This window comes from Gottfriedia sp. S16(2024) (assembly GCF_050473765.1).
Taxonomy (GTDB): Bacteria; Bacillota; Bacilli; order Bacillales; family Bacillaceae_G; genus Gottfriedia.
In genome coordinates, this window is record NZ_JBFLUO010000001.1 from 2,665,831 (window position 1) to 2,690,426 (window position 24,596).

A 24,596-nucleotide genomic window follows, 5' to 3' on the forward strand; every position below is an offset into this window, starting at 1 on the left:
GTAAGTGTATCAATATAGTTCACAAGTACCTTTGTTAAAACAGAATATTCATAAAATATTGTCAAAATTAGTTTCGTATATTAATATAAACTGTAAGCGAATACATATGCCGTTGCCAATTCTTTCCTCATCGGTTGGAGTTTTGCACGGAATACCTGTTTTGCGGGAGGAAATAATTTGTACAATAAAGACACTATTTACATTATTGGGGATGCAAAGACTTCATCCAATAATCCGATTATGCAGAAATATAATGCATTTTTTATTGGTTTGGTAGTCGATCGGACAAGTCATTTAATTATTGACGCAGATTGTTCAGCTACAATTTCTTTAACTTCATCCTTTGTAAAGCACTTATTCGTTGGACAATCAATGTCAGACGTGGATGGGGTAATACAAGAAATTAATACACGTTATTTTGGTTCTTCTCAGAAAGCTCTGGCTGTTGCCTTTAAAAATGCACATATAAAATACACTCAAATAATCGAATCTTAAACGCTGCTTTATCTATTTTCGTAGATGAAATCCAGCTATTAGCAGGGATACTCCCTTTCTAATAGCTGGATTTTTTATTTAATACAAGATTTTGAGACACTTAGAGGTCTTGGAACTAACTTTAATCTAATAGGAAAGGACGAAAACGATGATTATTCAATCCATACAAGTGCAAACAGAAGTTTTCCCTTTAAAAAAGCCATTTAAAACAGCTCTTAGGACAGCTACCGAAATAGAGAACATTTTTGTATATGTCCAACTTGAGGATGGAATCGTCGGAGTAGGGGCTGCAGCACCTACATTGGCTATTACAGGAGAATCCAAAGAAAGTATTGAAGCGATTTTAAAGACGGTCCTTAAACCACTGCTATTAGGCAGAGATATTCGAAATATGAATGAACTCTCTCTATTGATTGAACGCTCTTGCGTGGCTAATACAAGTGCGAAGGCAGCTATGGAAATTGCACTGTATGATGCATTATGCCAACATCTTAATCTTCCACTCTATCAATATCTTGGGGGTAAGACAAATCAATTAAAAAACGATATGACCGTTAGTGTAGGAACAGTGGATGAAATGTGTCATGATGCGTTGCAAATAATCAAGGACGGCTTTTCTATTTTGAAAATCAAAGTCGGAAAAGACTGGACAAGGGATATTGAACGAATTATGGCAATACGTGAAAAAGTCGGTAATGATGTCACGATCCGAGTAGATGCCAACCAAGGATGGACGCCAAGACAAGCCGTTGCGATTATCAAAGAATTAGAGCAGTTGAATGCGAAAATAGAGCTAATTGAGCAACCAGTTCCTGCAGGTGATATTGATGGACTGAAATTTGTTAAACAAAACGTAAATACACCAATCATGGCCGATGAAAGTCTTTTTTCTCCGCAAGACGCATTACGACTAATTAAAGAGGATGCAGTTGATCTTTTAAATATTAAATTAATGAAGACAGGGGGAATTAGAAGAGCACTGCAAATTGCAGATATTGCAGAAAGAGCGAATATTCCTTGCATGATTGGTAGTATGATGGAAACTTCGGTCTCAGTACTTGCGGCAGCACATATAGCTACCGCCCATCCGAATATTCAAAAAATCGATTTGGATGCGCCACTTTGGTTGAAGAATCAAGATTTTGATGGAATTGAGTTTAATGGGGATGAAGTACATTTACCGACCCTACCTGGACTAGGGATTCACCGAAGATTATCTAAAAGTCTTCGTTAAAATAGGGAGAGGAGTTTTACAATGAAAAAGACAAAAAATTTAATTTTAAGTTTATGTGTTGCAGGTACATTACTTTCCACAATGACAGGCCAATCTTTTGCAAAATCGCAAGAAGAACTTACTCCAGGTGAGACAGCCTACGTTGATGTGTCTGTTTCAACTCAGTGGACGACAAACGGTAGATTCCAAGTTAGAGATATTGATGCGCCGTCTTTAAGCAATCCAGTTGATCCGCGTCAATGGTCAGCTAATATGGAAGATACTGAAACTCGACGTTGGCTAACAAGTTATCTTGAAACACAAGCCGTATACGGTACAAAAGTAACCATTTTAGAGGAATCTGGTGACTGGGTGAAGGTTGCTGTAGATGGTCAGCCTACACCACGTAATACATTAGGTTATCCTGGTTGGATGCCGAAAAGACAATTAACGACGGATGATCGTTTAGAGAATTATAAGGATACCCCATTTATTATGGTATCTAGCCAAACGGCTTGGTTGTATGATGGAAAAGCCTTAAATCATAAGTTTATGGAGATTAGCTTTAATACGCGATTACCTGTTATTAAAGACTTTGGGGATGTTGTAATGGTTGCAACACCAGATGATGGAAATAAATTTATTAAAAAAGAAGACGTGGCAGTTTATCAAAATGAAAATCAGTTTCCTAAGGCAACTCCAGAAAATTTAATTAATACTGCAAAGAAGTTCCTTGGTTTACGCTACTTATGGGCTGGTGTATCGGGATTTGGATTTGATTGCTCTGGATTTACATATAGCTTATTTAAGTCATATGGTATAACAATTCCCCGAGATTCAGGACCTCAATCTAAGAGCGGTATAGAAGTTAAAAAAGATGAGATTCAACCTGGTGACCTTTTATTCTTTGCGAGTAACAATGGAACTGGATCAGTACATCACGTTGCAATGTATATCGGTGATGGTTTAATGATTCAGGCGCCTAACGCTGCTAGAAATGTTGAAATTATCCCATTAAACACGCCTGGCTATATTGAAGAATTTTCAGGTGCTCGTCGCTATTGGGAAGAATAATTAAATAAATAGTTTTGTATTGATAAAGAAAAGTTGAAAACCATGAACCTTCACTTGTTCATGGTTTTTTTATCATCGCATGTTTCTACTGTTCAATAATAAAAGTCCCGCAATCGTGCAGGGGGAGTATTCTCGCAGTGAAATTTGCTTAAAACTACGAGTTAGTATTAAGTATATTGATATCAATCTTTGGTTTAATGATCATTTTTGGATAATCTTTTCTCCAGTTTAAAGACTCCCAAACTTTTGGATGAAATGCTCTTATTTCATTACCAATACCCAGTACATCTGAATTTGCAGATTGCATAGTTTTAATTATTTCCATTGCATTATTTTCAAAATGTTTACTGAGAACTTTTTCCATATGAACGTAATCTGACTTTTTCTTATGAGTTTCTTTACCAAGTTCAAAAGCACTAACTTGTAATTTTACATTTACCTCGATTTTTGGTAATTTATTTTTCTCATTGGTAACAATTATTTTTGAAAAGTTTCTTTTAACTGTAAATCCGTAATTATTTTTATTCGCAATATCGGGATCTGCTTTTTTACCATTTTTGGCTGATAAATTTCCAGTAAACCTTATCAAGTTACCAGTAAATCTTTGTCTTCCGGTATTTCCACCCTCTAATAACATCATCAGTTTTACTTGATCTCGATCAAGTGTTTTTCCAGTAGGAATACCATTACGATATAATACGGCACCACTTAATTCCAACGCTGAATCTTTTGGACTTAACATAGGTAGCGCTAAATCGCATAACGGATCATCCTTTGATTGAATAAAATTCATCATGGAGACTGTTGGAATAGTTCTGTTCTTCTCCATCGAGATAATAAAGTCATTCAGATCTTTCGAGAACTCTTTTTTTGGATCTGTAGCAGCTTCAAATACTTTCGAGAGATTTCCATTTATTACAACCAAAGGAGTGTTTATAGATGAATAGGGCGCATCAAGTAAGAAATCAAGTTCTGAAACAGAATCATCTAATGCGAAGGTTTTACTGATTAAATAAACTCTAGTACTAATTCCTATAAAAGGATTCTGATTAGTAAATTCCCATTCACCAATTGCTTCTGCTAATGACGGTCCTTTAAGCTCATTTACAACCGAAACAGGCTCCCCAGTACCTTGTCCAGTACTTTTAAGCTTCGTAATGAGAAATAAAGCTCCTACTTCACCGGTTTTTTCATTCAAATCAAAACCGTTTACATCTACTAATTGTAGCTTTTTCAAATCTAGCCGATCCCAACATCCTGTCAATAATGGCAAAAAAAGTAGTAAAATTAAGGCTTTTTTCATTTGCTAGCCACCTTTTGTTTTACAAAAGATATTAGTAGAAGCAGTGTCGGTAATCCAATAACCATAATTCCCGTTGTAATATTGTGATACTCGGCAAAACTGGAAAGGAAATGTCGACTTGAGAAGGAAACTCCGGCTACAAAGCAAACAATGGCGATCATCCATACTAAAAGTGGATGGTTTTGGATTTCTTTTTTACCAAGAAAAGCAAAATAACGCGCAGACAAAAATAAGTAAATATATGCTGTCACTAAGGTCACAGACAACCAGACTGTGATAAATAAAATATCTAGGCTTTGAACGATTGGCCATCTGAATTTACGAAGAATAAAGACCAGCGGTTCGGGAATGAGATTTAATTGTTTTTCACTAAAATTGTATGTTGCTATAAAAGTGATAAAAGTGTAAAAGAAAGTCGTTACACCGTTTGCTACTGACATAGCGATTAAAATATCCTTCTTTTTTTTACACTGTACAAAAGGAAATACGATTAAAAGAAGCTCGTATCCAGCATACGTCCAAAATGCAGGAATCGCTCCTTTAATAATAGGACCAATGCCATGTGTACCAATTGGTAAAAAATGACGTAAATCCCCTTTACCGAAACCACTAATAAATATAATAATAAAACCGACTAGAAACATGCTCATGATCGACTGCGTAATAGTTGCGATTGATCGAAGTGAAGAGGAAGCTATGTAGCCAGATACAATGACCATTAATCCAATAAGCATAAACCAGGGTGTTTCAAATAACAACCAGCGATTTATGACATCTGTATAGGAAACTATAAGCATTAAACAGGATTCTGCACTGTAAACTGCAAATAGTAAGATAATGATTGTTCCTAACGGTTTTCCAATTATTGAGGGAATATACTGTTGAAACGAGCGATCAGGATAAGTTTTTCCTAGGAAGTACACAATCAGGATAGCAAATTGAGCAATAAGACCTCCAAGAATGATGGACATCCATGAGTCATATCCTGCTATTAAAGATTCTGTATGAGGGATCGATAAAATACTGACTCCTACTTGATTCAAAATAACAAGGCAAATAAGTTGATTAATAGAAATCTTCTTTAATTGAATCACTCATTCTCCCCCTTTGGATTACTTATTCTTATTTCATCTTTTGCTAAGCTTTCTATTGGACGTTTTTTCATGTTCCTAATCGGTGCTCTAAAAATCGTATCTTTAATTGTATCGCCGTTAAACCAATTGTAAAAATACGGAATTCCAAATGTATTCATCCGGGATAAATGTGTTAAAACCATTAAATATGATATTTCCAATCCGATTAAGCCAAAAACTGCAGCCATGACGATAAAAGGAAAAGTTAATAAGCGAGCAGTATTACTCATTTCATATGAAGGTATAATGAATGAAGCAATCCCGGTAAGTGCTATAATAATTACCATCATATTTGAAATTAGATTGGATTGAACAACGACTGTTCCAATAACGATACCACCGACGACACCGATCGTCTGACCAATTGGATTGGGTAAACGAACAGTCGCCTCTTTTAAGACCTCAAGTATGGCTAGCATTGTGATTGCTTCTAATACAGGTGGCATAGCGACGTATTGCATAGAGCTTTGTAGGGTTAGTGCAATTTCTAATGGGAGAATTCTAGGATCGAATGTCACAAGTGCAACATAAATTCCAGGCAAACTAATTGCAAAAATAAAACAGAGAATACGGAGAAATCTTAATACGCTACCGAATAACCAACTAACTTGGTAATCATCTGGACTTTGAAAAAATGCCCAAAACGAAATTGGAACAAATGCACATTCTGGCGCACCATCGGTTAAAAAACCAATTTTTCCATCCATTAAGTAAGATGTTACTCGGTCTGGTCTTTCCGTTATGAGCGTTTTTGGAAATAGAGAGAATTTATTATCTTGTATTAGTTCTGGGAAAAATCCTGGCGCTTCAATATAATCTATATCAACATTAGCAATTCTACGTTCAAATTCCTGTAAAACAACATCATTCGCAAGGGATTGTAAATAAAGTATAGCAACTTTTGTATTCGACCTACGTCCAACTTGAAAAGTCTTAACGACAAGATCTGGAGTAGCAACAAGGTTTCGTATAATATTTAAATTCGTATTCAGATTTTCATTGAATGCTTTGTGTGATCCACGTAAAACCCGTTCATTCATTGGAACGTTTACTGAGCGTTCTTTAACTAGCTCGGTTCTAAGTAAATAGAACTTGGATTCCCCATCAATTTGAACGACTGATTTACCTTCAATTAGCGCATTTGAAGCAACGGATAGGAGTTCCGTTTCAATGTAATCGAGAATTGAAACAGCTTCACGTACACTGACATTTGTATTGTTAAGCAAAGGACGAATAATAAATTCTTGCACCGAATTATCATCGATCATAGTATCCAAATAGAATAAACGGTAACGTCGGTCATTGCTTCCGAAATCACTTGATTTAAAGTCAGAACTATTAAATAGCAATTCCCGAAGCGATTTTTCATTTTTATCTAAATCTCGGTCAGCTATCATTGATACTCCTCATTTCTACGTTTGGTAATTTTACCCTATTTTTCCCATTGTTTCCTTTACTATTCTGTCCTTAAAAATGTAGATATTTTCAGTTTTTTTAAAATATTTAGATTTAAATTTGAACAATAGAACGTTCCACTGTACGTTTTTATTAGAATCACATATAATACAAATAGAAGGAGTGTGAGACCATTGGGATTGTCTATAAAATTGGAGAATTAGCAAAAGAAGTCGGAGTGTCTAAGCGCACAATTGATTATTATACAAACCTAGGATTACTTGAACCAAACCGTTCAGAATCTGGGCATCGTTTTTATGATGAAGCTTCTTTAGAAACTTTAAAATTTATTGAGCAATGCAAATCAATGCACTTACCACTCCAAGAAATAAAAGAGATTTTAGATAAGAAAAAAACTTTGATAGAGGACCAGAGTATCTTGCCACTAACTGAAGAAGTAACGATTCATATGAGTCAGCTGAAGACAGAATTGTCACAATTAAAATATTTACTAGAAAATTTAACTGAAGAACAAAAGCTAAATATTATCCGTCAATTAACGTCACAAACATCAGAATTAATTCAGACGTTATTGTCATTTATTCTTTAAAAGGAGAGAATGTAAATGTTTTTTCACCATATGGATTTCCTTATTATTATTGCCTTCGGTTTTTCGATTTGGGCTCAATTTAAAGTGAAATCTAGTTTTAATCACTGGGCTGAAGTACCAGCATCAGGAGGATTAACCGGAGCTGAAGTAGCAAGACACATATTAAACAATAATAATTTACCTAACGTACCGGTGGAAGTAGTGCCTGGGCGATTATCTGATCATTATGATCCGATGGCAAGAACAGTTCGCTTATCTGAGGAAGTATACTATGGTAGATCAATTGCATCTGTATCAGTTGCAGCACACGAAGTAGGTCATGCTATACAACATGATACTTCATATGGATTTTTAACACTTCGTCATCGAATCTTCCCAATCGTTAACATTGCATCGGGTGCAGCACCATTACTACTACTAGCAGGATTTTTACTTCAAGCATTTTCTCTAATTGGAGTAGGGATTTTACTATTTTCTATAGCAGTAGCATTTCAACTGATCACTTTACCAGTTGAGTATAATGCTAGTTCACGAGCAAAGAAATTAATGTTAGCAAGTGGTATCATCCATGATACAGACAGAAAAGGTGTAAATAAAGTATTAGGGGCTGCTGCTCTTACGTATTTAGCGGCAACCTTAATTTCAGTTTTAGAATTAGTAAAATATTTATTTATCTTCTTCCAAGGACAAACTGAAGAAGAGTAAATAATAATCAAACAGATGATTTCGAGTAGCATTCGAAGTCATCTTTTTTTGTTTGAAAAATTAAATTTAAATTGGTTAGTATGTTTAAAATTTCAATGTCTAAAATAGTAAATAGGTTTTAATTTATGGAAGATTTATGTATTTTTGGAACCTTAGCTTTTTTATCATACTAAATGTTGTACAATTAAGTGGTTAAAAAAAATGGGGGAAAATTATGACACTTTCTGCAATTGAACATTTTTTAAATACATACAAAGACTATGCTGCGATACTTAGTATTTTAATTAATGTTCTAATTAGTATTGTTGGTATTATACCAGCTTGGTTTTTGACAGCAATCAATATTAAATTATTCGGTTTTACTGGTGGATTTTTAATCTCTTTCATAGGTGAATTATTAGGTACATTCGTATCTTTCATATTGTATAGAAAGGGTTTACAAAAAAGATTTATTAGTAAATCAACTAAATTTAAAGGTTTAAATAGGTTATTAAGACTAGAAGGAAAAGAAGCTTTTTACGGGGTGTTAGTTCTGCGTTTTATTCCTTTTATTCCATCTAGTTTGATTACTTTGTTTGCAGCCTTTGGAAAAATCACATGGTCAAGTTTTATGTTAGCAAGTTTGATTGGTAAGCTACCCGTCGTATTATTTGAATCGTATTCTGTTAATCAAGTTTTAGAGTTCACTTTATTCGGTAAAGTCATTTTAGCGCTGTTAATTATCGTCTTGTTGATCTATTTTTATAGAAAACGATCTAATGTTTTTGTGAAGAATAAATTTTAGAAAAATGTAAAAAAGCTCAAACCTAATATAAGGGTTTGAGCTTTTTTAGCTTCTAAATCAAAAGCTTTAAAACTCATTAATTAAACACTGACAACCCTTTACATAAACATGTCTAAATTAATTTTTTTAATCATATATTGAAATACCTCAATTTTAGAAAAAGCTTTACCTTTTTAAGAAAGAAAGTAAGTAATTCTTCTTAATTGAAAACGACTTTATTTAAGGGACTACTGATGTATAAGAAAATGAATTGTATAATCCGCTTTCTTAAAAAGTAAATTTGTAGCCTAATAGGAGGGTGTTGTTAGTGAATAGAGTTTCGTTAGAGAATTTATCGAAGAACTTTGAAGAAGTACATCCTGGGTTATCAGAACGAGAAGCATTTGAAGAGGCACATCGATGTCTTTATTGCTATGATGCCCCATGTATTAAAGCATGTCCAACTGGGATTGACATTCCTACGTTTATAAAGAAAATTGGTTCAGGTAATTTAAAAGGATCTGCTAAAACGATTATGTCATCTAATCCTATTGGAGCAAGCTGTGCTAGGGTTTGTCCTACAGAAGAACTGTGCGAAGGTGCATGCGTACTAAATCATTCTACTAAACCGATCATGATTGGCAATTTACAACGATATGCAACTGATTGGGCGATAAAAAATAATCAAGTATTATTTAAGGCTGGAAAAAAGAACGGAAAAACAGTTGCAATCATTGGTAGTGGTCCTTCTGGCTTAGCAGCTGCTCGTGAACTTGCATTGCTTGGCTACGATGTAACGATTTTTGAAGCGGAAAATCATGCAGGAGGATTAAATCGATATGGTATCGTTTCGTTCCGACTACCAAAGAGTATATCAAGCTGGGAAGTCCAACAAATTGAAAAGTTGGATGTCAAAATTCAAACGAATACTAGAGTCGGTTCGGATATTTCTTCAGATGAATTATTAGCAAACTATGACATGGTCGTTCTGGCTATAGGTATGGGAAAAGTTCCGATGCTAGATATTGCGGGAGAGGATTTGGACGGAGTATACGATGCGATTGATTTTGTAAAAGAGACAAAAAAAGGAGAGTTATCAAATCGTTTTATAGGTAAAAACATTGCTGTAATAGGAGCGGGCAATACTGCAATTGATGCTGCGACTTGTTCTGTTCGTTTAGGCGCAGGCAATGTCAAAATATTATATCGTAGGACACAATCAGAAATGAGTGCTTACCAATTTGAATATGATTTTGCCAAGCAAGATGGAGTGGAATTCCGATGGCTGACATTACCAATACGAATAATTGGTGAAAACGGAAAAGTAATTGCACTTGAATGTGTTCGATTAGAATTAGGTGAAGTTGGAAAAGACGGTCGTCGCAGGCCTGTACTTATCCCCGATTCCAATTTCACGATACCGGTAGATGGAGTCATAAAAGCGATTGGGCAAACTCGCTATACAGAATTAATCGAACAATTTGATTTAGAACACAGAGATGGCGTTGTAAAAATTAACCAAGAATCTTTTCAGACGTCTAATCCTAAAGTTTTTGCGTGTGGTGATGTCATTTTTGGAAAAGGGCAAGGTGAAGCAATGGTAGTGACTGCAGCACAACAGGGAAAAGAAGTAGCTTATGCGATTCATAAACAGTTAAACACTTAAAAGGAGGTTTTCTTTCATGGCAGATCTACGAATCAATCTTGCGGGCATACAGTCACCTAACCCATTTTGGCTTGCTTCTGCGCCTCCGACAAATTCGGGTTATCAGGTCCAACGTGCGTTTGAAGCTGGTTGGGGTGGGGCAGTTTGGAAAACATTAGGGGAACCAATAATTAATACCTCCTCACGATTTGCTGCTATTAACTTTAACGGGCAAAGGGTTGCAGGATTTAATAATATTGAATTGATATCTGATCGACCTCTTGAAGTAAATTTAAAAGAAATTTATGAAACGAAAAAAAGATTTCCAGACCGAGCGATAATCGCATCACTAATGGTTGAACCGCATCAATATAAATGGCACGAAATCGTGAAAAGAGTAGAGGATGTTGGAGTTGATGGTTTAGAACTGAATTTTGGCTGCCCCCATGGAATGGCAGAAAGAGGAATGGGGTCTGCATCTGGTCAAGTTCCTGAATTAGTAGAGCAACAAACATTTTGGGTTAAAGAAGTTGCAAAGACACCTGTGATAGTAAAACTAACTCCAAACATTACTGATATTACTGTTACGGCGGAAGCTGCAGTTCGAGGTGGAGCTGACGCAGTCAGTATGATTAATACAATTAACAGTTTAATGGGGGTAGACTTAGATTCTTGGAATACGGTTCCTCATGTTGCCGGGAAGGGAGCACATGGTGGATATTGTGGACCTGCAGTAAAACCAATTGCATTAAATATGGTGGCAGAATGTGCACGTAATCCACAGATATCAGTTCCAATTTCCGGGATTGGTGGAATTTCGAATTGGCAAAATGCAGTAGAGTTTTTATTAATGGGAGCAACTGGAGTTCAAATTTGTACTGCAGCAATGCATCATGGATTCCGCATTGTTGAAGATATGATTGATGGTTTAAATAATTATTTAGATGAAAAAGGTCTTTCTTCAGTATCGGAGCTAGTAGGGAAAGCAGTTCATAAATATTCAGATTGGGGAAATTTAGATTTAAATTATCAAGTAGTTGCTAGGATTGATACTGAAGAATGCATTAACTGCAATAAATGTCATATTGCTTGTGAAGATACATCTCACCAATGTATTGATATGTCCGTAGATGAAAATGGAAAGTCATATTTAAAGGTTCGGGAGGAAGACTGCGTAGGATGTAATTTATGCAAAATCGTCTGTCCGGTGGAAGATGCAATTAAAATGGTAGAGATTCCAAATAAACAGCCTTCGATGACCTGGAATGATCGCCAACAAGCTATAAAGGTATTAGCACGATCTAATCAATATTCAATTTTAAAGGGGGGAAGGAAAAGAAAATGAAGAAAATCATTCGAAATGGAACGATCGTTACTGCAACGGATACGTATAAGGCTGATATTTTAATAGAGGAAAATAAAATTACTGCAATTGGACTAAATTTAGATTGTACAGACGCTGAGATGATTGATGCAACAGATCATTATATTTTTCCAGGTGGAGTAGATCCACATACACATTTAGATATGCCATTTGGTGGGACTGTCACAAAAGATGATTTTGAATCAGGAACGATTGCCGCTGCCTTTGGTGGAACAACAACAATTATTGATTTTTGTTTAACGAATAAAGGAGAACCACTCCAAAAAGCCATCGAAACATGGCATGAAAAATCGAAAAAAGCAGTAATCGATTATAGTTTTCATCTAATGATTGGTGAAATAAATGATGAGGTATTACAAGAGTTACCTAGAGTAATAGAAAAAGAGGGAATTACATCATTTAAAGTATTTATGGCTTATAAAAATGTATTTCAAGCTGATGATGCGACATTGTACCGTACGCTATTAGCAGCAAAAGAATATGGGGCATTAGTAATGGTGCATGCGGAAAATGGAGATGTTGTAGATTATTTAATCAATCAAGCTTTAGCTGAAGGAAAAGTAGAGCCTATTTACCATGCATTGACACGACCTCCAGAAGTAGAGGGTGAAGCGACAGGAAGAGCGGCTACATTAACTGGACTTGCAAATTCACAATTATATGTCGTTCATGTTACTTGTGCAGAGGCCGTTGAAAAAATAACGGAAGCCCGAAATAATGGAATCGATATATGGGGAGAAACATGCCCACAATACTTAGTGCTTGATCAGTCTATGCTAGAAAAACCTGATTTTGAAGGAGCAAAATACGTTTGGTCCCCACCACTTCGCGAAAAATGGAACCAAGATGTTTTATGGAATGCATTAAAAAATGGAAATCTTCAAACTTTAGGATCCGATCAATGTTCTTTTGATTTTAATGGTCAAAAGGATATAGGTCGCGACGATTTTTCTAAAATTCCAAACGGAGGACCGATGATTGAAGATCGAGTAAGCATTTTGTTCTCTGAAGGTGTTAAAAAAGGCAGAATATCATTAAATCAATTCGTTGACATCTCTTCAACTAGAAGTGCAAAATTATTTGGTTTATATCCCGAGAAAGGAACAATTGCAGTTGGTTCAGATGCCGATTTGGTCATTTTTAATCCGAATAGTAAACGAACAATCTCCTCTGAAACTCACCATATGGCAGTAGACTATAACGCATTCGAAGGAATGGAAGTAACGGGAGAGCCAGTGAGTGTCCTAGTTCGTGGAGAGTTTGTCATAAAAGAGAAGCAATTTGTTGGTAATGCAGGTAGTGGACAGTACTTAAAGAGGAAGAAGTATGGTGAAACTAGTTTAATAGAAGATTAGTAAGAAGGGAATGAGTAGCTAATGTCAACATATAAGGAGTTTTTAATCGAGAGAAATCAAATAGATTCCCTTATAAAAAAAGGCTACAAGATTAAAAATGTTAGAGAAACGTTAGACGGTGCTTATGTTGACTTTGAAAATCCAGATGAAGAGGAGAAGTTTATCACTCTGCATATAATGAACGCTGATACACGGAAGTATTTTGGATCGTTGATTATTAAGCAGATTCATTTGTGAGAATCAGTGTATCGCAATTAAATTGGTCGCATCGCAATTAAGGTCTGAGAATCGCAAATAGGACTGACGAACGCAATTAAAATCCGTAAATTGCAAATAAAAAGGCGGAATCACAATTAAATTGGCCGAATCGCAATTAACCTTGAATTTGAGTGTTATAAAAGGTTAAATCATTAAGAGAATAGATGAATTTCACTCAGATTTATAAAAATAAACCAATAATGAATAACAAATCGCATCTAATCCGTAACGACTAACGGAATATGCGATTTTTTCTATTTAAAAAGACTTTCCCATTAGTCAGTTACCTAAACTAATGGAAAAGCCCAATTATATTTATTCAAATCTACTAGTAATCATTTTTTTCCTAGTATAGAACTCGACACCATCTGCACCATTTGCATGAAGGTCACCATAGAAAGAGTTTTTCCAACCAGAGAAAGGGAAGAATGCCATTGGAGCTGGTACACCGATATTTACGCCGAGCATTCCTACTTCAATGTTTTCCCTGAAATATCGAATACTTGCTGCACTGTCGGTGAAAATGCACGCGCCATTTCCGAACTCTGATTTGTTTGTAAGTTCAATCGCTTCCTCTAATGATTCAACTCTAACGATCGAAAGTACTGGTGCAAAAATTTCTTCCTTCCAAATTTTCATTGATGGGTTCACGTTATCAAAGATTGTTGGTCCAATAAAATAACCTTTTTCTTTTCGAATTAAATCATTGCGTCCATCACGCAATAAGGTTGCACCTTCTTGAATCCCACATTCAATATATTTTTCCGTTCTTTCGCGATGTTCCCTGCGGATAACCGGACCTAGGAATACATCATCATCTAGTCCATTTCCAATTGTAATGTTACCTGCTTCTATTTTTAATTTTTCGATTAAAGGATCGGCAATATCGCCAACTGCTACGACTACTGAGCATGCCATACATCGTTCACCTGCTGAACCGTATGCTGCTGTAATGATTTGCTTTACCGATTCATCTAAGTTTGCATCCTGTAAAACGATACTATGGTTTTTAGCACCAGCTAAAGCTTGAACGCGCTTACCATTTGAAGATGCAGTTTTATAAACATATTCTGCCACAGGCTGAGAGCCTACAAATGAAATGGCAGGAACATCTTTGTTTTGAAGTAGCTCGTTTACAATTTCATGTGCCCCATGAACAATATTGAATACACCTATTGGAAGACCTGCTTCGGTAAAGAGTTCTGCTAAACGATTTGCAAGTAATGGTGTACGTTCGGAAGGCTTTAAAATAAACGTGTTTCCACACGCAATCGCTAATGGGAACATCCAGCAAGGGACCATCATTGGAAAATTAAAAGGCGTTATTCCCCCAACAACTCCAACAGGGTATCGATACATCGCCGATTCAATATTTGTCGCAATATCAGGTAATTGTTTACCCATCATTAATGTTGGCGCACCGGCAGCAAATTCTACACATTCAATTCCACGTTGGACTTCTCCGTATGCCTCATTATAGCTTTTACCATTTTCAATCGTTATTAAATTAGCAAGTTCATCCCAATGTTTAATTAGCAATTGTTGATATGAAAATAGTATTCTTGCTCTTTTAGGAACAGGGGTTTTACTCCATGTAATAAAAGCATTTTTAGCAGCTTTTACAGCGGAATCTAAATCTGATTTAGTTGAGAGAGGTACAAATGCTAATATTTCTTCAGTAGCAGGATTTGGAACTGGAATTGTTTTGGCATTTGGTGAAGCTTCAATCCATTCACCATTTATAAAATTCTTTAAAACCTTTATATTAGTTTGTGTAGACAAGAATATCACCCCGTACGATTATAGTTTTGAGAATGCTTTGTTTAAAGTATTTACAATAAAATCAAGCTCTTCATCAGTTGTTGTAAATGGAGGAGAAAGTGTAAGGATATTATTATAGCCTGGAACCGTATCACCGTTTCGACCGATTATTAATCCTTGTGACTTGCATTCAGTTATTATTTTTAACACTAACTCTGGGCTAGCAGGTTTTTTGCTTTTTTTATCTTCAACAAGCTCAATTCCTGCAATAAAACCAAAACTTCGGATGTCTCCAACATTTTTATAAGTTAGTAAACTATCTAATTTTTTACGGAGTTCTTCACCTAGATAGGCAGCACGCTCTATTAAATGTTCTCTTTCAATAATTTCCAAGTTTTTAAGTGCAACTGCACATGAAGCTGGATTTCCTCCAAATGTGTTAACATGACGAAAATGATTATCTGCCCCTGGTTGTTTAAATACTTCATATAGATCGCTACTTACTGCAGTTGCTGAAAGAGGTGAATAGGCACTGGTCATACCTTTAGCCATTGTGACGATATCTGGTTTTATACCGAAGTTTTGATGTCCAAACTGTTTTCCAGAGCGGCCAAAACCACATATTACTTCATCAACAATTAACAAAATACCAAATTTATCACAAATTTCTCGAACTTTTGTTAAGTATTCGGCAGGTGGTACAATAACTCCTCCACCTGTAATAACTGGCTCCATTATGATCCCTGCAATCGTTTCAGCTCCTTCGTAATTAATAACATCTTCTATTGCAGTTGCACATTGGATACCGCAATCTCCATACGTTTTACCAAAAGGGCATCGATAACAATATGGTGGTACTACATGCTGGAAACCTGAAGAAAGCGGTTCATATTTAACTTTACGGTTAGCTTGACCAGTAGCACTTAATGCACCCATCGAATTACCATGATATGCACGGTATCTTGATATAAATTTATATCGTAAAGGTTCTCCGTTTTGTTGATGATATTGTCTAGCAATCTTAAAAGCTACTTCATTTGCGTCAGATCCAGAATTCGAATAAAAAATACGATAGTCTCCACCTAGCCATTCATTTAACTTTTCAGCTAATAAGATGGACGGAACATTGCCTTGGGACATTGGAACATAAGGAATTGCTTGCATTTGTTCGGCAGCTGCTTTGGCTATTTCTTCGCGGCCGTAACCTACATTCACACACCATAATCCTGACATACCGTCTAAATAATTTTTACCATCAATGTCAGTGACTGTACTATTTTTTCCGGATACTAAAACCATCGGATTAGGATTATGAGGCGACATATGATGCCAAACATATTTTTGGTCTAAATCAAGAAGCTCTTCCTTAGATAGAGAGGTAGAATGAGTTACTTTTACAGTTTTATCACTCATGAAAATGTCACCAACTTTCAGTATTCTAGTTTTATAGAAAACTCACTTTATTAATTAATATTACTGAATAGAGCATATTATCCTATTACGATTAGACAAATTGTTAAATCGATAACAGAAACAGGATACACCAAAATAAAAAAGGAGCACTAATGATCTAAGTGCACCTTTAAATTAATGATTGAAAAGCTATTTCTTATCCTTGTGTGGGTAAGTATGCCTACTATTGATTAAATTACGCAAATCTCCACGAAATAAAACATCTTTGAATTCCTTGTATTGGAAAGGAATAAAGGGTGCTAAATAAGGTACTCCAACTGATTTTAGTGATGCCATATATACGATAGTAAGTAGAATCCTATAGACATACCAGTTATTCCGAAAAAATAACCTATAAATAGAAATAAATAACGGAGGAAGCTCATTACACCCCACAGTCCTCCTGCAGTTAGTGACATGCTTGCTAAAAAGTTTATGCCCACAATGATTAAACTTAATGAATGAACTATTTTAGCATCAACAGATATTTGTCCAACTACAATTGCACCGATGAGTGACACTAATAAAACCGTCGATATAGGAATGCGTAATGATGTTTCAGAAAGTAAATCAAAAATAAATTGTAAAAAGATCATTTCTAATGGTAACGGTAATAATGTATTTGATTGTGATAAAAGTTCTTTACTAAACTTATGTGGAAACCAGTCCTGATGAAATTGAACTACTGTTGCGTAAACCCCAAGTAGTCCGATCGAGAGCAACCAAGAGAAAAAACGGATCAATCTAATAATAAAACGTCTACTTTTCATATTGTATTCATCCGGTTGTTGAAAATAATGGATAAATAAGGTCGGTACAATTAAGACGTAAGGGGTACTGTTTATGATAATGGCAACCCTACCTTCATACAATGCTGATATTGTTACTTCAGGTCTTTCACAAGTAAATACTAAGGGAAACAATACTTTTTTTCTTATAAAGCATCTTCTATAACTCTAGCTTCGAGTAAGTAAGTTACATCTATTTCTTTTATCTTTCTTCTAGTTTCCTCAAGTACTTTTTTGTCAACAAATTCATCAATGTAAACGATTGCCACATCAGTCTTTGATTTCTTCCCAAGTGAAAAGTTCTCAACAGCAAAATCCCTAGTTTGAATCATATTCGGAAGAAGATTTACATTTACTTTTAACTGTTCATTAAATCCTACTAATGATCCTTTCCCAATTCTTTGTGTATCTGGTTCGGTTAACGCCCTTTTTTGCCAATCAGCTGAATCGGCTAAAATCCCTTGATCGAACCCATCAATTAAAATAAGAGCTTTCCCTTTTGTTAAGGCTAAATAGATTTGATTCAATTCAGTAACAATAGATGGGGCCTTCGGGTCAGATAAGCTGACTTATTATTTCGTTTCTTTAATAAAAAAGAGCAACTACAAAAAAACTGTAGTTGCTCTTTTCGTAATATGAAAAGCTTTAAATACTTTCACTTTCTGATAATAATTTCTTACTACAATACTCAATTATTTCTCTTCTCTTTACCATGCCAATAAAAACGTCATGATCGTCAATTACTGGAATGAAGTTCTGATTAATTGCTCTTGTAAATAAATCTTCAATTTGTGCATTGATTGAAACTGGTGCATAAACATGATGCAAGGAAATTTCATTTAGATTTATTTTTCCTGTATTAGAAAAAGATAAACTTTCTGTATTTTTTAATTTCCATAATAAATCACCTTCAGTTAGCGTACCAACGTATTTGCCGTTATCATCAACTAAAGGAATTGCAGTAAAACGATGGTGTTCCATTTTTTCAAGTGCTTGACGCATTGTCGAGTTGATATTCATATAAACAAGTTCATTTTTGGGGGTAAAGAAAAACGCAATATTCATTTTTCGTACTCCTTAATTTTTCTAGATATAAAGTTTGATTATTCTATAATGCTGAAGTTTATAACTTCAATTCCGTTTTTTAGTAGCGGTATCTGTTTATCACTGCGATTTGATTAAAACATAAATAATATATGTTTTTCAACAATTACCTCATATTCATTTATTATTATTAAATTTAATAAAATTATAATTAAAACCCTTGACCTAAACTAAGGTTTAGGCTGTAATCTCTGATTTGTAAGCAAGAAATTTATAAATTGGAGGAAATTAAAATGACAAAATATGCTTTAGTAACAGGTGCTAATAAAGGGATTGGATTAGAAGTAGTTCGTCAATTAGCTGAAAAAGATTATCATGTTTTCTTAGGCGCACGAAATGAAGAACTAGGAATGGAAGCAGTGCAGAATTTAGGTTTTTCAAATGTAACGTTTATTCTAGTGGATGTGACTAACTCACAATCTATTCAAGATTCTTTAAATAAAATTTCGAAAGTGACTGACCACTTAGATCTATTAATAAATAATGCAGGGATTGCACCAGATTTTCATATTTTACCAAGTGAAATCAAACTTGAAACTTTACGTCAAGCATTTGAAGTGAATTTCTTCGGCACTTTCCAAATGATTCAAACTTTTTTACCATTGGTTAAAAAATCAGAAGGCGGAAAAATTATTAATGTAACGACAGATATGGCATCGCAAACATTATTTGATCGCGGAGAAACTGCAACAATAAATATTCTAGGATATAATTCCTCGAAAACTGCTAACAATTCATTGACACTTACTTTTGGTAAAGAATTTGGTAGTGATGGTCCAGAAATTTTTGGTGTTACTCCTGGATTTACAACGACTGACCTAAACGGAAATACACCTGGAGGAAAAACAACAGCTGAAGGTGCTACAATTATTACGAACTATGCATTAAGTAATATTAACTACAATGGTAAAATTCTAAATGCAAAAGGAATTATGCCTTGGTAAGGATGAGAGTTCATGAATTATACAATTGGACAAGTAGCAAAGTTGAATAGTTTAACAATTTCTCAATTAAGATATTATGATAAACAAGGCTTGTTACCTTTTCTAAAAAGAACTGAGAGTGGAGACAGAATTTTTGATGAGGACGCACTTAAATTTATTGATATGATTTTGTGTCTAAAAAATACAGGTATGCCAATTAAGAAAATAAAGCAATTTGTTGACTGGTCTATGAACGGGGAAGAAACTTTACAGCAACGTTTAAGCCTGATGATTCAACAAGAAAAAAATGTTTTAGATCAAATCAAAGAAATGGAAGAAAACTTAAATAAAATTCAGCGGAAAATTTCGAAATATGAAGATGAAATAAATGAAAGTAAATAAGAAAAAAGATAAATAAAAATGAATGTGAAACGAGGGGATCCTTAAAGTGGAGACCCTCGTTTTTTTAATAGTAAATAAGAATCGATTTCTAAATAATTTTTTTAATAAAGCTACATTTTATTAAACGGAATGAAAATTATTTCAAAGTATCTTTAATAAAAAGACTGTAATATAATTATTCAGTCTAAACAAAAAACTAGAAAGGCTGTATTGTTAATTGGTTTCAATCATTCTTGCATCATTAATTTTTATCACAACACTTGTTTTAGTAATTTGGCAGCCGAAAAATATTTCTATTGGGTGGATCGCATTTGGAGGAGCGGCCTTATCTTTCATTTTAGGGCTAGTTGATTTCCATGATGTTATCGTAGTAACCGGTATTGTATGGAATGCAACTTTTGCATTAATAGCTGTCATAATCATTTCATTGATATTAGATGAAATTGGTTTTTTTGAGTGGGCTGCTTTACATATGGTCAGTGCTGCAAATGGAAACGGGATAAAGATGTTCGTTTATATAAATGTTCTCGGAGCATTCGTCACTGCTTTTTTTACGAATGATGGTGGAGCATTAATTCTTACCCCAATTATATTAGCGATGCACCATGGACAATTGTAGTGTTTTCAATTGGAATGTATATAATTGTTTATACATTGAAGAATGTTGGTTTAACTGATGTATTAGCCCATTTAATTCATTATGTTGCTAATAAAGGAATACTAATTGCAACTCTAGGAATGGGTTTTATCTCTGCAGTTCTTTCTGCTATTATGAATAATCTTCCTACAGTAATGATTGCATCACTTGCAATTGAACATACACATACGACAGGAATTATAAAAGAAGGACTGATTTATGCGAATGTAATTGGTTCGGACTTAGGACCAAAGATGACACCCATCGGATCTCTAGCTACTTTACTATGGTTACATGTTTTGGCACAAAAAGGGATAAAAATTTCTTATCGAACTTATTTAAAAATCGGAATTATTATAACCATTCCAGTACTTTTCATTACATTATTAGGTTTATATATTAGTCTAAACATACACCAATAAAACATCTTAATTTTACACATTGAGACAACTATTTTTTAGTTGTCTTTTTCAATTATGTTTTCGTCAACTAGCTTTATTTAAAAGTTAATAAATATGTAAACGATTACCAAAAATAAGACATCAAAAAACATTAATTTCAAGTAATCGTTTACAATACTAATTCCAAAAATCACCAATTGACGAGTGGATTTTATCATGATAAAGTTGGTCTTACGTTTAAAAACGAACGTCAAACCACGGCCATTGGTCATGGTTTTTTATATGAAAAAATCACGAAAGGAGTAATCAAAATGAAAAAAGCAATCTTATCTTTAGTAGTTGGATGTGGATTTTCTATTTTACTGACAGGGTACGAAACGAATAAGTCAGAAGTTAATAAAAAGATCTCTATGTTTAATCAAACTGAGGTACAAAACGTGCTAACAAATACTTTAGCAGTTGATAAAGCTCAAGAGATCGTTTGGAATCAAGTGCGATAATTAGTCGCGAAATTTCCGAAGTTGGTCTTACGTTAAAAAACTAACGTCAAACCACGACCATTGGTCATGGTTTTTTTATATTAAAAAATCACGAAAGGAGAAAACAAAAATGAAAAAAATTATTTTATCTTTAGTAGTTGGATGCGGATTTTCTATTTTACTGACAGGGTACGAAACGAATAATTCAGAAGTTAATAAAAAGGTCTCAACTTTTAATCAAACTGAGGTACAAAACGTGTTAACAAATACTTTAACAGTTGATAAAGCACAAGAGATCGTTTGGAATCAAGCGCGATAATTAGTCGCGAATTTTCCGTAGAACTGGTCTTACGTTTAAAAACGAACGTCAAACCACGACCATTGGTCATGGTTTTTTTTTATTTGAAAATAATCGAGGAGGAGAGTACAAAATGAAAAAAGTAATTTTATCTTTAGTAGTTGGATGTGGATTTTCTATTTTATTGACGGGTTACAAAACAAATATGTCAGAAGCTAATAAAAAGATCTCAACGGTTAATCAAACAGAAGTGCAAAACGTATTAACGAACTCTTTAGCTACGGGAAAGTCACAACAAATTGTTTGGAATCAAGTACGCTAATAAGTATAAGATTGGGATTTAACCATACTTGATTCTTAAATTCTTTTATTTTGAGATTTAAATTTTTTTATTGTAAATTTTAAAAAAAGTCTCTTTACAAATTTATCCTGAAGTTATATATTTACATTTAAATTCTATATTTTTCTAATTCATAACCATAGTTGCTTAATCTTAAAAAGAGCGGGGGAACCATTTCTTTATTGGGGTGAATCCTTTTTTGTAAAGGTAGGGGTATTCTTTAATCCCGAATCCGACAGCTAACCTCGTAAGCATTTAAAGAAGGGGGTTTATTTAGTATTGTTTTTAAACACTAAGTAAAGCTTAGTGTTTTTTTGTATGCAAAAAAGTGGAAATTGGTAGTTTTTACCAAGGTATTGTTAGTTTTATTGCTTTTTTAAGAAAAGGGGAGAAATTTATGCATCATCCGTCCGAATATATAGAAATTGGACTATTTATTTTAGCGATTTTTGGGATTTATTATTCGATATCAAATTTTAATAGTGTAAAACGCGTATTTATTGGCAGACCTATGAGAACAGCTGAAATTCATGCACAGCATAATAAGTTGATTTGGTTTATTGCCCTGCCAATTCTAGCAGCCGATTTGTATTCATCTGTATCGTATGGACCAGAGGCGGGAATGACCGAGTTGCTCGGTCTAGGGGTTAAAGCACACTGGTATATCATACCGATTACGATCGCAACTGTTCTTTTATTAGGAATACTTATTCTTTCATATATTATGGGTATTTTAGCTTATCCCAGTGGTGGCGGAGCATATGCAATTGCCAAGGACAATTTCAAACCTCGATGGGTTTCACTCGTCGCTTCAAGCTCACTTTTAGTTGATTATATTTTAACAGTTGCGGTTTCAGTTTCCGCTGCTCTTGAAGCAGTGTCATCTGCATACCCAGCAGTTAAACCTTATGAAACAGTTTTAGCGATATTTTGTGTATTTTTATTATTAGTTGTTAATCTTCGTGGGGTTGCTGAATCAGCTAAAATATTTGCGTGGCCAACATTTGGCTTTATGATCTGTATGTTGCTTTTGATTTTTACCGGATTTTTTGACGAATTCCAAAATGGTTTTGTACAGCACCATACACCTACATTTGGTACAGTTCCACAAGGATTAAGTATTTTACTTGTTTTAAAAGCATTTAGTTCTGCATGTTCTGCTTTAACAGGTATTGAAACCATTTCAAATGCAGTACCAGTTTTTAGAGAACCTCGTCAAAAAAATGCGATTAAAACATATATAGCATTAGGCGTAATTACTTCAATTACACTTTTAGGCTTTGCATATCATTTATATGTAAACGGAATTTCACCTAATCCAAATGATACGATGTTATCTCAATTAATAAAGGTGTATTTTGGTCATGGGATTTTATATCAAGTAATCATTTGGTTTACATTTATCATTTTAATTTTGGCAGCTAACTCGACTTTTACAGGATTTTCACAGTTAGCAGCAATCGTTGCAGCTGATGGTTTTTTACCTAGAGGATTTACAAACAGAGGGGATCGTTTAGGTTACTCAAATGGAATTATTGCACTTGCTGCAGCAGCTAGTATATTAATTATTGCATTCCAAGCTCATACAAATGCGCTGATTCCACTTTACGCAATTGGTGTGTTTTTATCTTTTACAATTGCTCAATTAGGTTTAACAAGAAGGTGGAAGCGAGTAAAAGGTCCGAATTGGCAAGGCAAATTAGCAATCAATATTATTGGTTTAATCGTAACATCTGTTGTAACCGTAATCTTTGCAGTTACAAAATTTGCAGATGGTGCTTGGGTTGTATTAGTTGTCATTCCAACAATAATTCTCTTCTCATTAGCTATTTATAAACATTATCAAAATGTATCAAGCGAATTAAGTATCGATTTAAGTTCTTTTCAACCGGAAGCAAATAAAGTTATTACAGTTGTATTAGTTTCAGGAACTCATCGAGTTGTGCATAATACATTATCATTTGCAAAAGGTATTGCAACAGAACCGATAGCTGTTTATGTTGGATTTGATGATGAATCAATTAAGAGAATGGAAGAAAAATGGGAAGAATGGGGTAATCCATGTCGCTTAGTCGTTCTAAAAAGCCCGTATCGTTCAGTACTTGCACCAATTTCAAGATTCATTAAATTAATTGAAGGAAACGAGCCAGATAGCCACATCCAAATTGTGATTCCACAATTTATACCTAAAAAATGGTGGCATAATCTTCTTCATAATCAAACGGCACTTTTACTTAGACTTTGGTTAATAAGTCAAAAGGATGTAGTTGTTACGACGGTTCCTTATCATTTGAGAAAATAATGTTTTTATTAGTAGAAAACAAAACAATTTGTAAAAAAGAGTCTGCGAAAGACTCTTTTTTTTACGAATTTTTATAATTATTCTAAAAGTAAAATGTATATGTGAAAACATAAACTAATCTTAAATAGGGATATGAAACATACAATATATGAGGTATTAGGTTGGAAATTCTTATTTCAAGAAAAGGGAGGACGTGGAAATTTGAGACTCTCAGACAAAAGGAATAGTTTGAATAGTTAAGAGGCTATATTACTGGCTTAGCTATCAAACGTATTTACTATTCTTTAATGGAACAATTACTTTACCAAAAGGCTACGAGCTAAAATATATTATTCATGCTGATGTAAACGTAGAGAATCCTACAAATGAGGTATTT

The 24,596-nt window shown here is 34.3% G+C and carries 23 protein-coding genes, 2 pseudogenes and 1 riboswitch; of the genes and pseudogenes, 17 read left to right on the forward strand and 8 right to left on the reverse strand.

All coding sequences use genetic code 11. The features are described 5' to 3' along the window. Positions 1 to 177: 177 nt before the first annotated feature. The 3 genes from AB1282_RS12460 to AB1282_RS12470 all read left to right on the forward strand — a co-directional run bounded on the left by AB1282_RS12460 (position 178) and on the right by AB1282_RS12470 (position 2,782). On the forward strand, positions 178 to 495 hold the full coding sequence (locus tag AB1282_RS12460; protein ID WP_335411695.1) for a DUF3870 domain-containing protein: 318 nt from the start codon (positions 178 to 180) through the stop codon (positions 493 to 495). Between the two features lie 148 nt (positions 496 to 643). After that, on the forward strand, positions 644 to 1,729 hold the full coding sequence (locus AB1282_RS12465) for a dipeptide epimerase (RefSeq protein ID WP_429899205.1): 1,086 nt from the start codon (positions 644 to 646) through the stop codon (positions 1,727 to 1,729). A 21-nt stretch (positions 1,730 to 1,750) separates the two neighbouring features. Continuing rightward, the gene (locus tag AB1282_RS12470) at positions 1,751 to 2,782 is read left to right on the forward strand and encodes an NlpC/P60 family protein (RefSeq protein WP_429899207.1); all 1,032 of its coding nucleotides are present in this window, start codon (positions 1,751 to 1,753) and stop codon (positions 2,780 to 2,782) included. A gap of 154 nt (positions 2,783 to 2,936) precedes the next feature. Here AB1282_RS12470 and AB1282_RS12475 read toward each other — a convergent pair whose 3' ends face one another. From AB1282_RS12475 to AB1282_RS12485, 3 genes are read right to left on the reverse strand one after another with little or no spacing between them, the layout of a single operon-like run. Continuing rightward, positions 2,937 to 4,085 (reverse strand): Ger(x)C family spore germination C-terminal domain-containing protein, encoded by a 1,149-nt coding sequence (locus AB1282_RS12475; protein WP_429899208.1) that lies wholly within the window; start codon positions 4,083 to 4,085, stop codon positions 2,937 to 2,939. Beyond that, the gene (locus AB1282_RS12480; protein ID WP_429899209.1) at positions 4,082 to 5,179 is read right to left on the reverse strand and encodes a GerAB/ArcD/ProY family transporter; all 1,098 of its coding nucleotides are present in this window, start codon (positions 5,177 to 5,179) and stop codon (positions 4,082 to 4,084) included. The genes AB1282_RS12475 and AB1282_RS12480 overlap by 4 nt, the downstream gene beginning before the upstream one ends. Beyond that, entirely contained in the window at positions 5,176 to 6,615 is a 1,440-nt protein-coding gene (locus AB1282_RS12485) for a spore germination protein (RefSeq protein ID WP_429899210.1), read from the reverse strand. The genes AB1282_RS12480 and AB1282_RS12485 overlap by 4 nt, the downstream gene beginning before the upstream one ends. A 197-nt stretch (positions 6,616 to 6,812) precedes the next feature. On the opposite strand from AB1282_RS12485, the gene AB1282_RS12490 reads away from it, so the two are divergent. From AB1282_RS12490 to AB1282_RS12520, 7 genes are all read left to right on the forward strand, one after another. Further along, on the forward strand, positions 6,813 to 7,223 hold the full coding sequence (locus tag AB1282_RS12490; protein ID WP_429901131.1) for a MerR family transcriptional regulator: 411 nt from the start codon (positions 6,813 to 6,815) through the stop codon (positions 7,221 to 7,223). Between the two features lie 15 nt (positions 7,224 to 7,238). Next, positions 7,239 to 7,928: a zinc metallopeptidase gene (locus tag AB1282_RS12495; RefSeq protein ID WP_429899211.1), complete on the forward strand. Its 690-nt coding sequence runs from the start codon at positions 7,239 to 7,241 to the stop codon at positions 7,926 to 7,928. A 214-nt stretch (positions 7,929 to 8,142) separates the two neighbouring features. Further along, a complete protein-coding gene (locus AB1282_RS12500) occupies positions 8,143 to 8,712 on the forward strand; it encodes a TVP38/TMEM64 family protein (RefSeq protein ID WP_056473861.1) in 570 nt (189 codons plus the stop codon). A 307-nt stretch (positions 8,713 to 9,019) separates the two neighbouring features. Beyond that, the gene (locus AB1282_RS12505; protein ID WP_429899213.1) at positions 9,020 to 10,357 is read left to right on the forward strand and encodes an NAD(P)-dependent oxidoreductase; all 1,338 of its coding nucleotides are present in this window, start codon (positions 9,020 to 9,022) and stop codon (positions 10,355 to 10,357) included. Positions 10,358 to 10,373: 16 nt separating this feature from the next. Then, on the forward strand, positions 10,374 to 11,681 hold the full coding sequence (gene preA / locus AB1282_RS12510; protein ID WP_429899214.1) for an NAD-dependent dihydropyrimidine dehydrogenase subunit PreA: 1,308 nt from the start codon (positions 10,374 to 10,376) through the stop codon (positions 11,679 to 11,681). Next, on the forward strand, positions 11,678 to 13,075 hold the full coding sequence (gene hydA, locus AB1282_RS12515) for a dihydropyrimidinase (protein ID WP_429899215.1): 1,398 nt from the start codon (positions 11,678 to 11,680) through the stop codon (positions 13,073 to 13,075). Before preA ends, hydA begins: the two co-directional genes overlap by 4 nt. 21 nt (positions 13,076 to 13,096) lie before the next feature. Next, positions 13,097 to 13,312 carry a hypothetical protein gene (locus AB1282_RS12520; RefSeq protein ID WP_056473868.1) on the forward strand — a complete coding sequence of 72 codons (216 nt, stop codon included), beginning with the start codon at positions 13,097 to 13,099 and terminating at the stop codon, positions 13,310 to 13,312. Positions 13,313 to 13,648: 336 nt separating this feature from the next. On the opposite strand, the gene AB1282_RS12525 is transcribed toward AB1282_RS12520, so the two are convergent. The 5 genes and pseudogenes from AB1282_RS12525 to AB1282_RS12545 all read right to left on the reverse strand — a co-directional run bounded on the left by AB1282_RS12525 (position 13,649) and on the right by AB1282_RS12545 (position 18,399). Next, on the reverse strand, positions 13,649 to 15,115 hold the full coding sequence (locus AB1282_RS12525) for a CoA-acylating methylmalonate-semialdehyde dehydrogenase (RefSeq protein WP_056473870.1): 1,467 nt from the start codon (positions 15,113 to 15,115) through the stop codon (positions 13,649 to 13,651). Between the two features lie 18 nt (positions 15,116 to 15,133). After that, the gene (locus AB1282_RS12530; RefSeq protein ID WP_429899216.1) at positions 15,134 to 16,507 is read right to left on the reverse strand and encodes an aspartate aminotransferase family protein; all 1,374 of its coding nucleotides are present in this window, start codon (positions 16,505 to 16,507) and stop codon (positions 15,134 to 15,136) included. Positions 16,508 to 16,696: 189 nt separating this feature from the next. Continuing rightward, a pseudogene (locus AB1282_RS12535) lies at positions 16,697 to 17,469 on the reverse strand (spore germination protein). 11 nt (positions 17,470 to 17,480) lie between these two features. Continuing rightward, complete coding sequence (locus AB1282_RS12540) at positions 17,481 to 17,861, reverse strand: spore germination protein (RefSeq protein ID WP_056473876.1); 381 nt, start codon at positions 17,859 to 17,861, stop codon at positions 17,481 to 17,483. Between the two features lie 118 nt (positions 17,862 to 17,979). Next, the gene (locus AB1282_RS12545) at positions 17,980 to 18,399 is read right to left on the reverse strand and encodes a CBS domain-containing protein (RefSeq protein WP_056473878.1); all 420 of its coding nucleotides are present in this window, start codon (positions 18,397 to 18,399) and stop codon (positions 17,980 to 17,982) included. A 272-nt stretch (positions 18,400 to 18,671) separates the two neighbouring features. Here AB1282_RS12545 and AB1282_RS12550 point away from each other — a divergent pair, with 272 nt between their 5' ends. The 7 genes and pseudogenes from AB1282_RS12550 to AB1282_RS12580 all read left to right on the forward strand — a co-directional run bounded on the left by AB1282_RS12550 (position 18,672) and on the right by AB1282_RS12580 (position 24,220). Beyond that, entirely contained in the window at positions 18,672 to 19,382 is a 711-nt protein-coding gene (locus AB1282_RS12550; protein WP_056473880.1) for an SDR family NAD(P)-dependent oxidoreductase, read from the forward strand. Between the two features lie 12 nt (positions 19,383 to 19,394). Continuing rightward, positions 19,395 to 19,763 (forward strand): MerR family transcriptional regulator, encoded by a 369-nt coding sequence (locus AB1282_RS12555; protein WP_056473882.1) that lies wholly within the window; start codon positions 19,395 to 19,397, stop codon positions 19,761 to 19,763. A 217-nt stretch (positions 19,764 to 19,980) separates the two neighbouring features. Next, positions 19,981 to 20,822 (forward strand): annotated as a pseudogene (locus AB1282_RS12560) (ArsB/NhaD family transporter). Between the two features lie 290 nt (positions 20,823 to 21,112). After that, on the forward strand, positions 21,113 to 21,301 hold the full coding sequence (locus AB1282_RS12565) for a hypothetical protein (protein WP_056473887.1): 189 nt from the start codon (positions 21,113 to 21,115) through the stop codon (positions 21,299 to 21,301). A 109-nt stretch (positions 21,302 to 21,410) separates the two neighbouring features. After that, a complete protein-coding gene (locus AB1282_RS12570) occupies positions 21,411 to 21,599 on the forward strand; it encodes a hypothetical protein (protein ID WP_056473890.1) in 189 nt (62 codons plus the stop codon). Positions 21,600 to 21,711: 112 nt separating this feature from the next. Further along, a complete protein-coding gene (locus tag AB1282_RS12575; RefSeq protein ID WP_429899217.1) occupies positions 21,712 to 21,900 on the forward strand; it encodes a hypothetical protein in 189 nt (62 codons plus the stop codon). A 152-nt stretch (positions 21,901 to 22,052) separates the two neighbouring features. After that, positions 22,053 to 22,187, forward strand: a riboswitch (cyclic di-AMP (ydaO/yuaA leader). A 128-nt stretch (positions 22,188 to 22,315) separates the two neighbouring features. Continuing rightward, on the forward strand, positions 22,316 to 24,220 hold the full coding sequence (locus AB1282_RS12580) for an APC family permease (protein ID WP_429899218.1): 1,905 nt from the start codon (positions 22,316 to 22,318) through the stop codon (positions 24,218 to 24,220). Positions 24,221 to 24,596: the final 376 nt, after the last annotated feature.

Excerpts from the sequence above, each read along its gene's own strand:
- AB1282_RS12465 (WP_429899205.1), top strand. The coding sequence starts at position 644 with ATGATTATTCAATCCATACAAGTGCAAACAGAAGTTTTCCCTTTAAAA.
- AB1282_RS12470 (WP_429899207.1), top strand. The coding sequence starts at position 1,751 with ATGAAAAAGACAAAAAATTTAATTTTAAGTTTATGTGTTGCAGGTACA.
- AB1282_RS12475 (WP_429899208.1), bottom strand. The coding sequence starts at position 4,085 with ATGAAAAAAGCCTTAATTTTACTACTTTTTTTGCCATTATTGACAGGA.
- AB1282_RS12485 (WP_429899210.1), bottom strand. The coding sequence starts at position 6,615 with ATGATAGCTGACCGAGATTTAGATAAAAATGAAAAATCGCTTCGGGAA.
- AB1282_RS12495 (WP_429899211.1), top strand. The coding sequence starts at position 7,239 with ATGTTTTTTCACCATATGGATTTCCTTATTATTATTGCCTTCGGTTTT.
- AB1282_RS12500 (WP_056473861.1), top strand. The coding sequence starts at position 8,143 with ATGACACTTTCTGCAATTGAACATTTTTTAAATACATACAAAGACTAT.
- preA (WP_429899214.1), top strand. The coding sequence starts at position 10,374 with ATGGCAGATCTACGAATCAATCTTGCGGGCATACAGTCACCTAACCCA.
- hydA (WP_429899215.1), top strand. The coding sequence starts at position 11,678 with ATGAAGAAAATCATTCGAAATGGAACGATCGTTACTGCAACGGATACG.
- AB1282_RS12520 (WP_056473868.1), top strand. The coding sequence starts at position 13,097 with ATGTCAACATATAAGGAGTTTTTAATCGAGAGAAATCAAATAGATTCC.
- AB1282_RS12530 (WP_429899216.1), bottom strand. The coding sequence starts at position 16,507 with ATGAGTGATAAAACTGTAAAAGTAACTCATTCTACCTCTCTATCTAAG.
- AB1282_RS12545 (WP_056473878.1), bottom strand. The coding sequence starts at position 18,399 with ATGAATATTGCGTTTTTCTTTACCCCCAAAAATGAACTTGTTTATATG.
- AB1282_RS12550 (WP_056473880.1), top strand. The coding sequence starts at position 18,672 with ATGACAAAATATGCTTTAGTAACAGGTGCTAATAAAGGGATTGGATTA.
- AB1282_RS12555 (WP_056473882.1), top strand. The coding sequence starts at position 19,395 with ATGAATTATACAATTGGACAAGTAGCAAAGTTGAATAGTTTAACAATT.
- AB1282_RS12565 (WP_056473887.1), top strand. The coding sequence starts at position 21,113 with ATGAAAAAAGCAATCTTATCTTTAGTAGTTGGATGTGGATTTTCTATT.
- AB1282_RS12570 (WP_056473890.1), top strand. The coding sequence starts at position 21,411 with ATGAAAAAAATTATTTTATCTTTAGTAGTTGGATGCGGATTTTCTATT.
- AB1282_RS12575 (WP_429899217.1), top strand. The coding sequence starts at position 21,712 with ATGAAAAAAGTAATTTTATCTTTAGTAGTTGGATGTGGATTTTCTATT.
- AB1282_RS12580 (WP_429899218.1), top strand. The coding sequence starts at position 22,316 with ATGCATCATCCGTCCGAATATATAGAAATTGGACTATTTATTTTAGCG.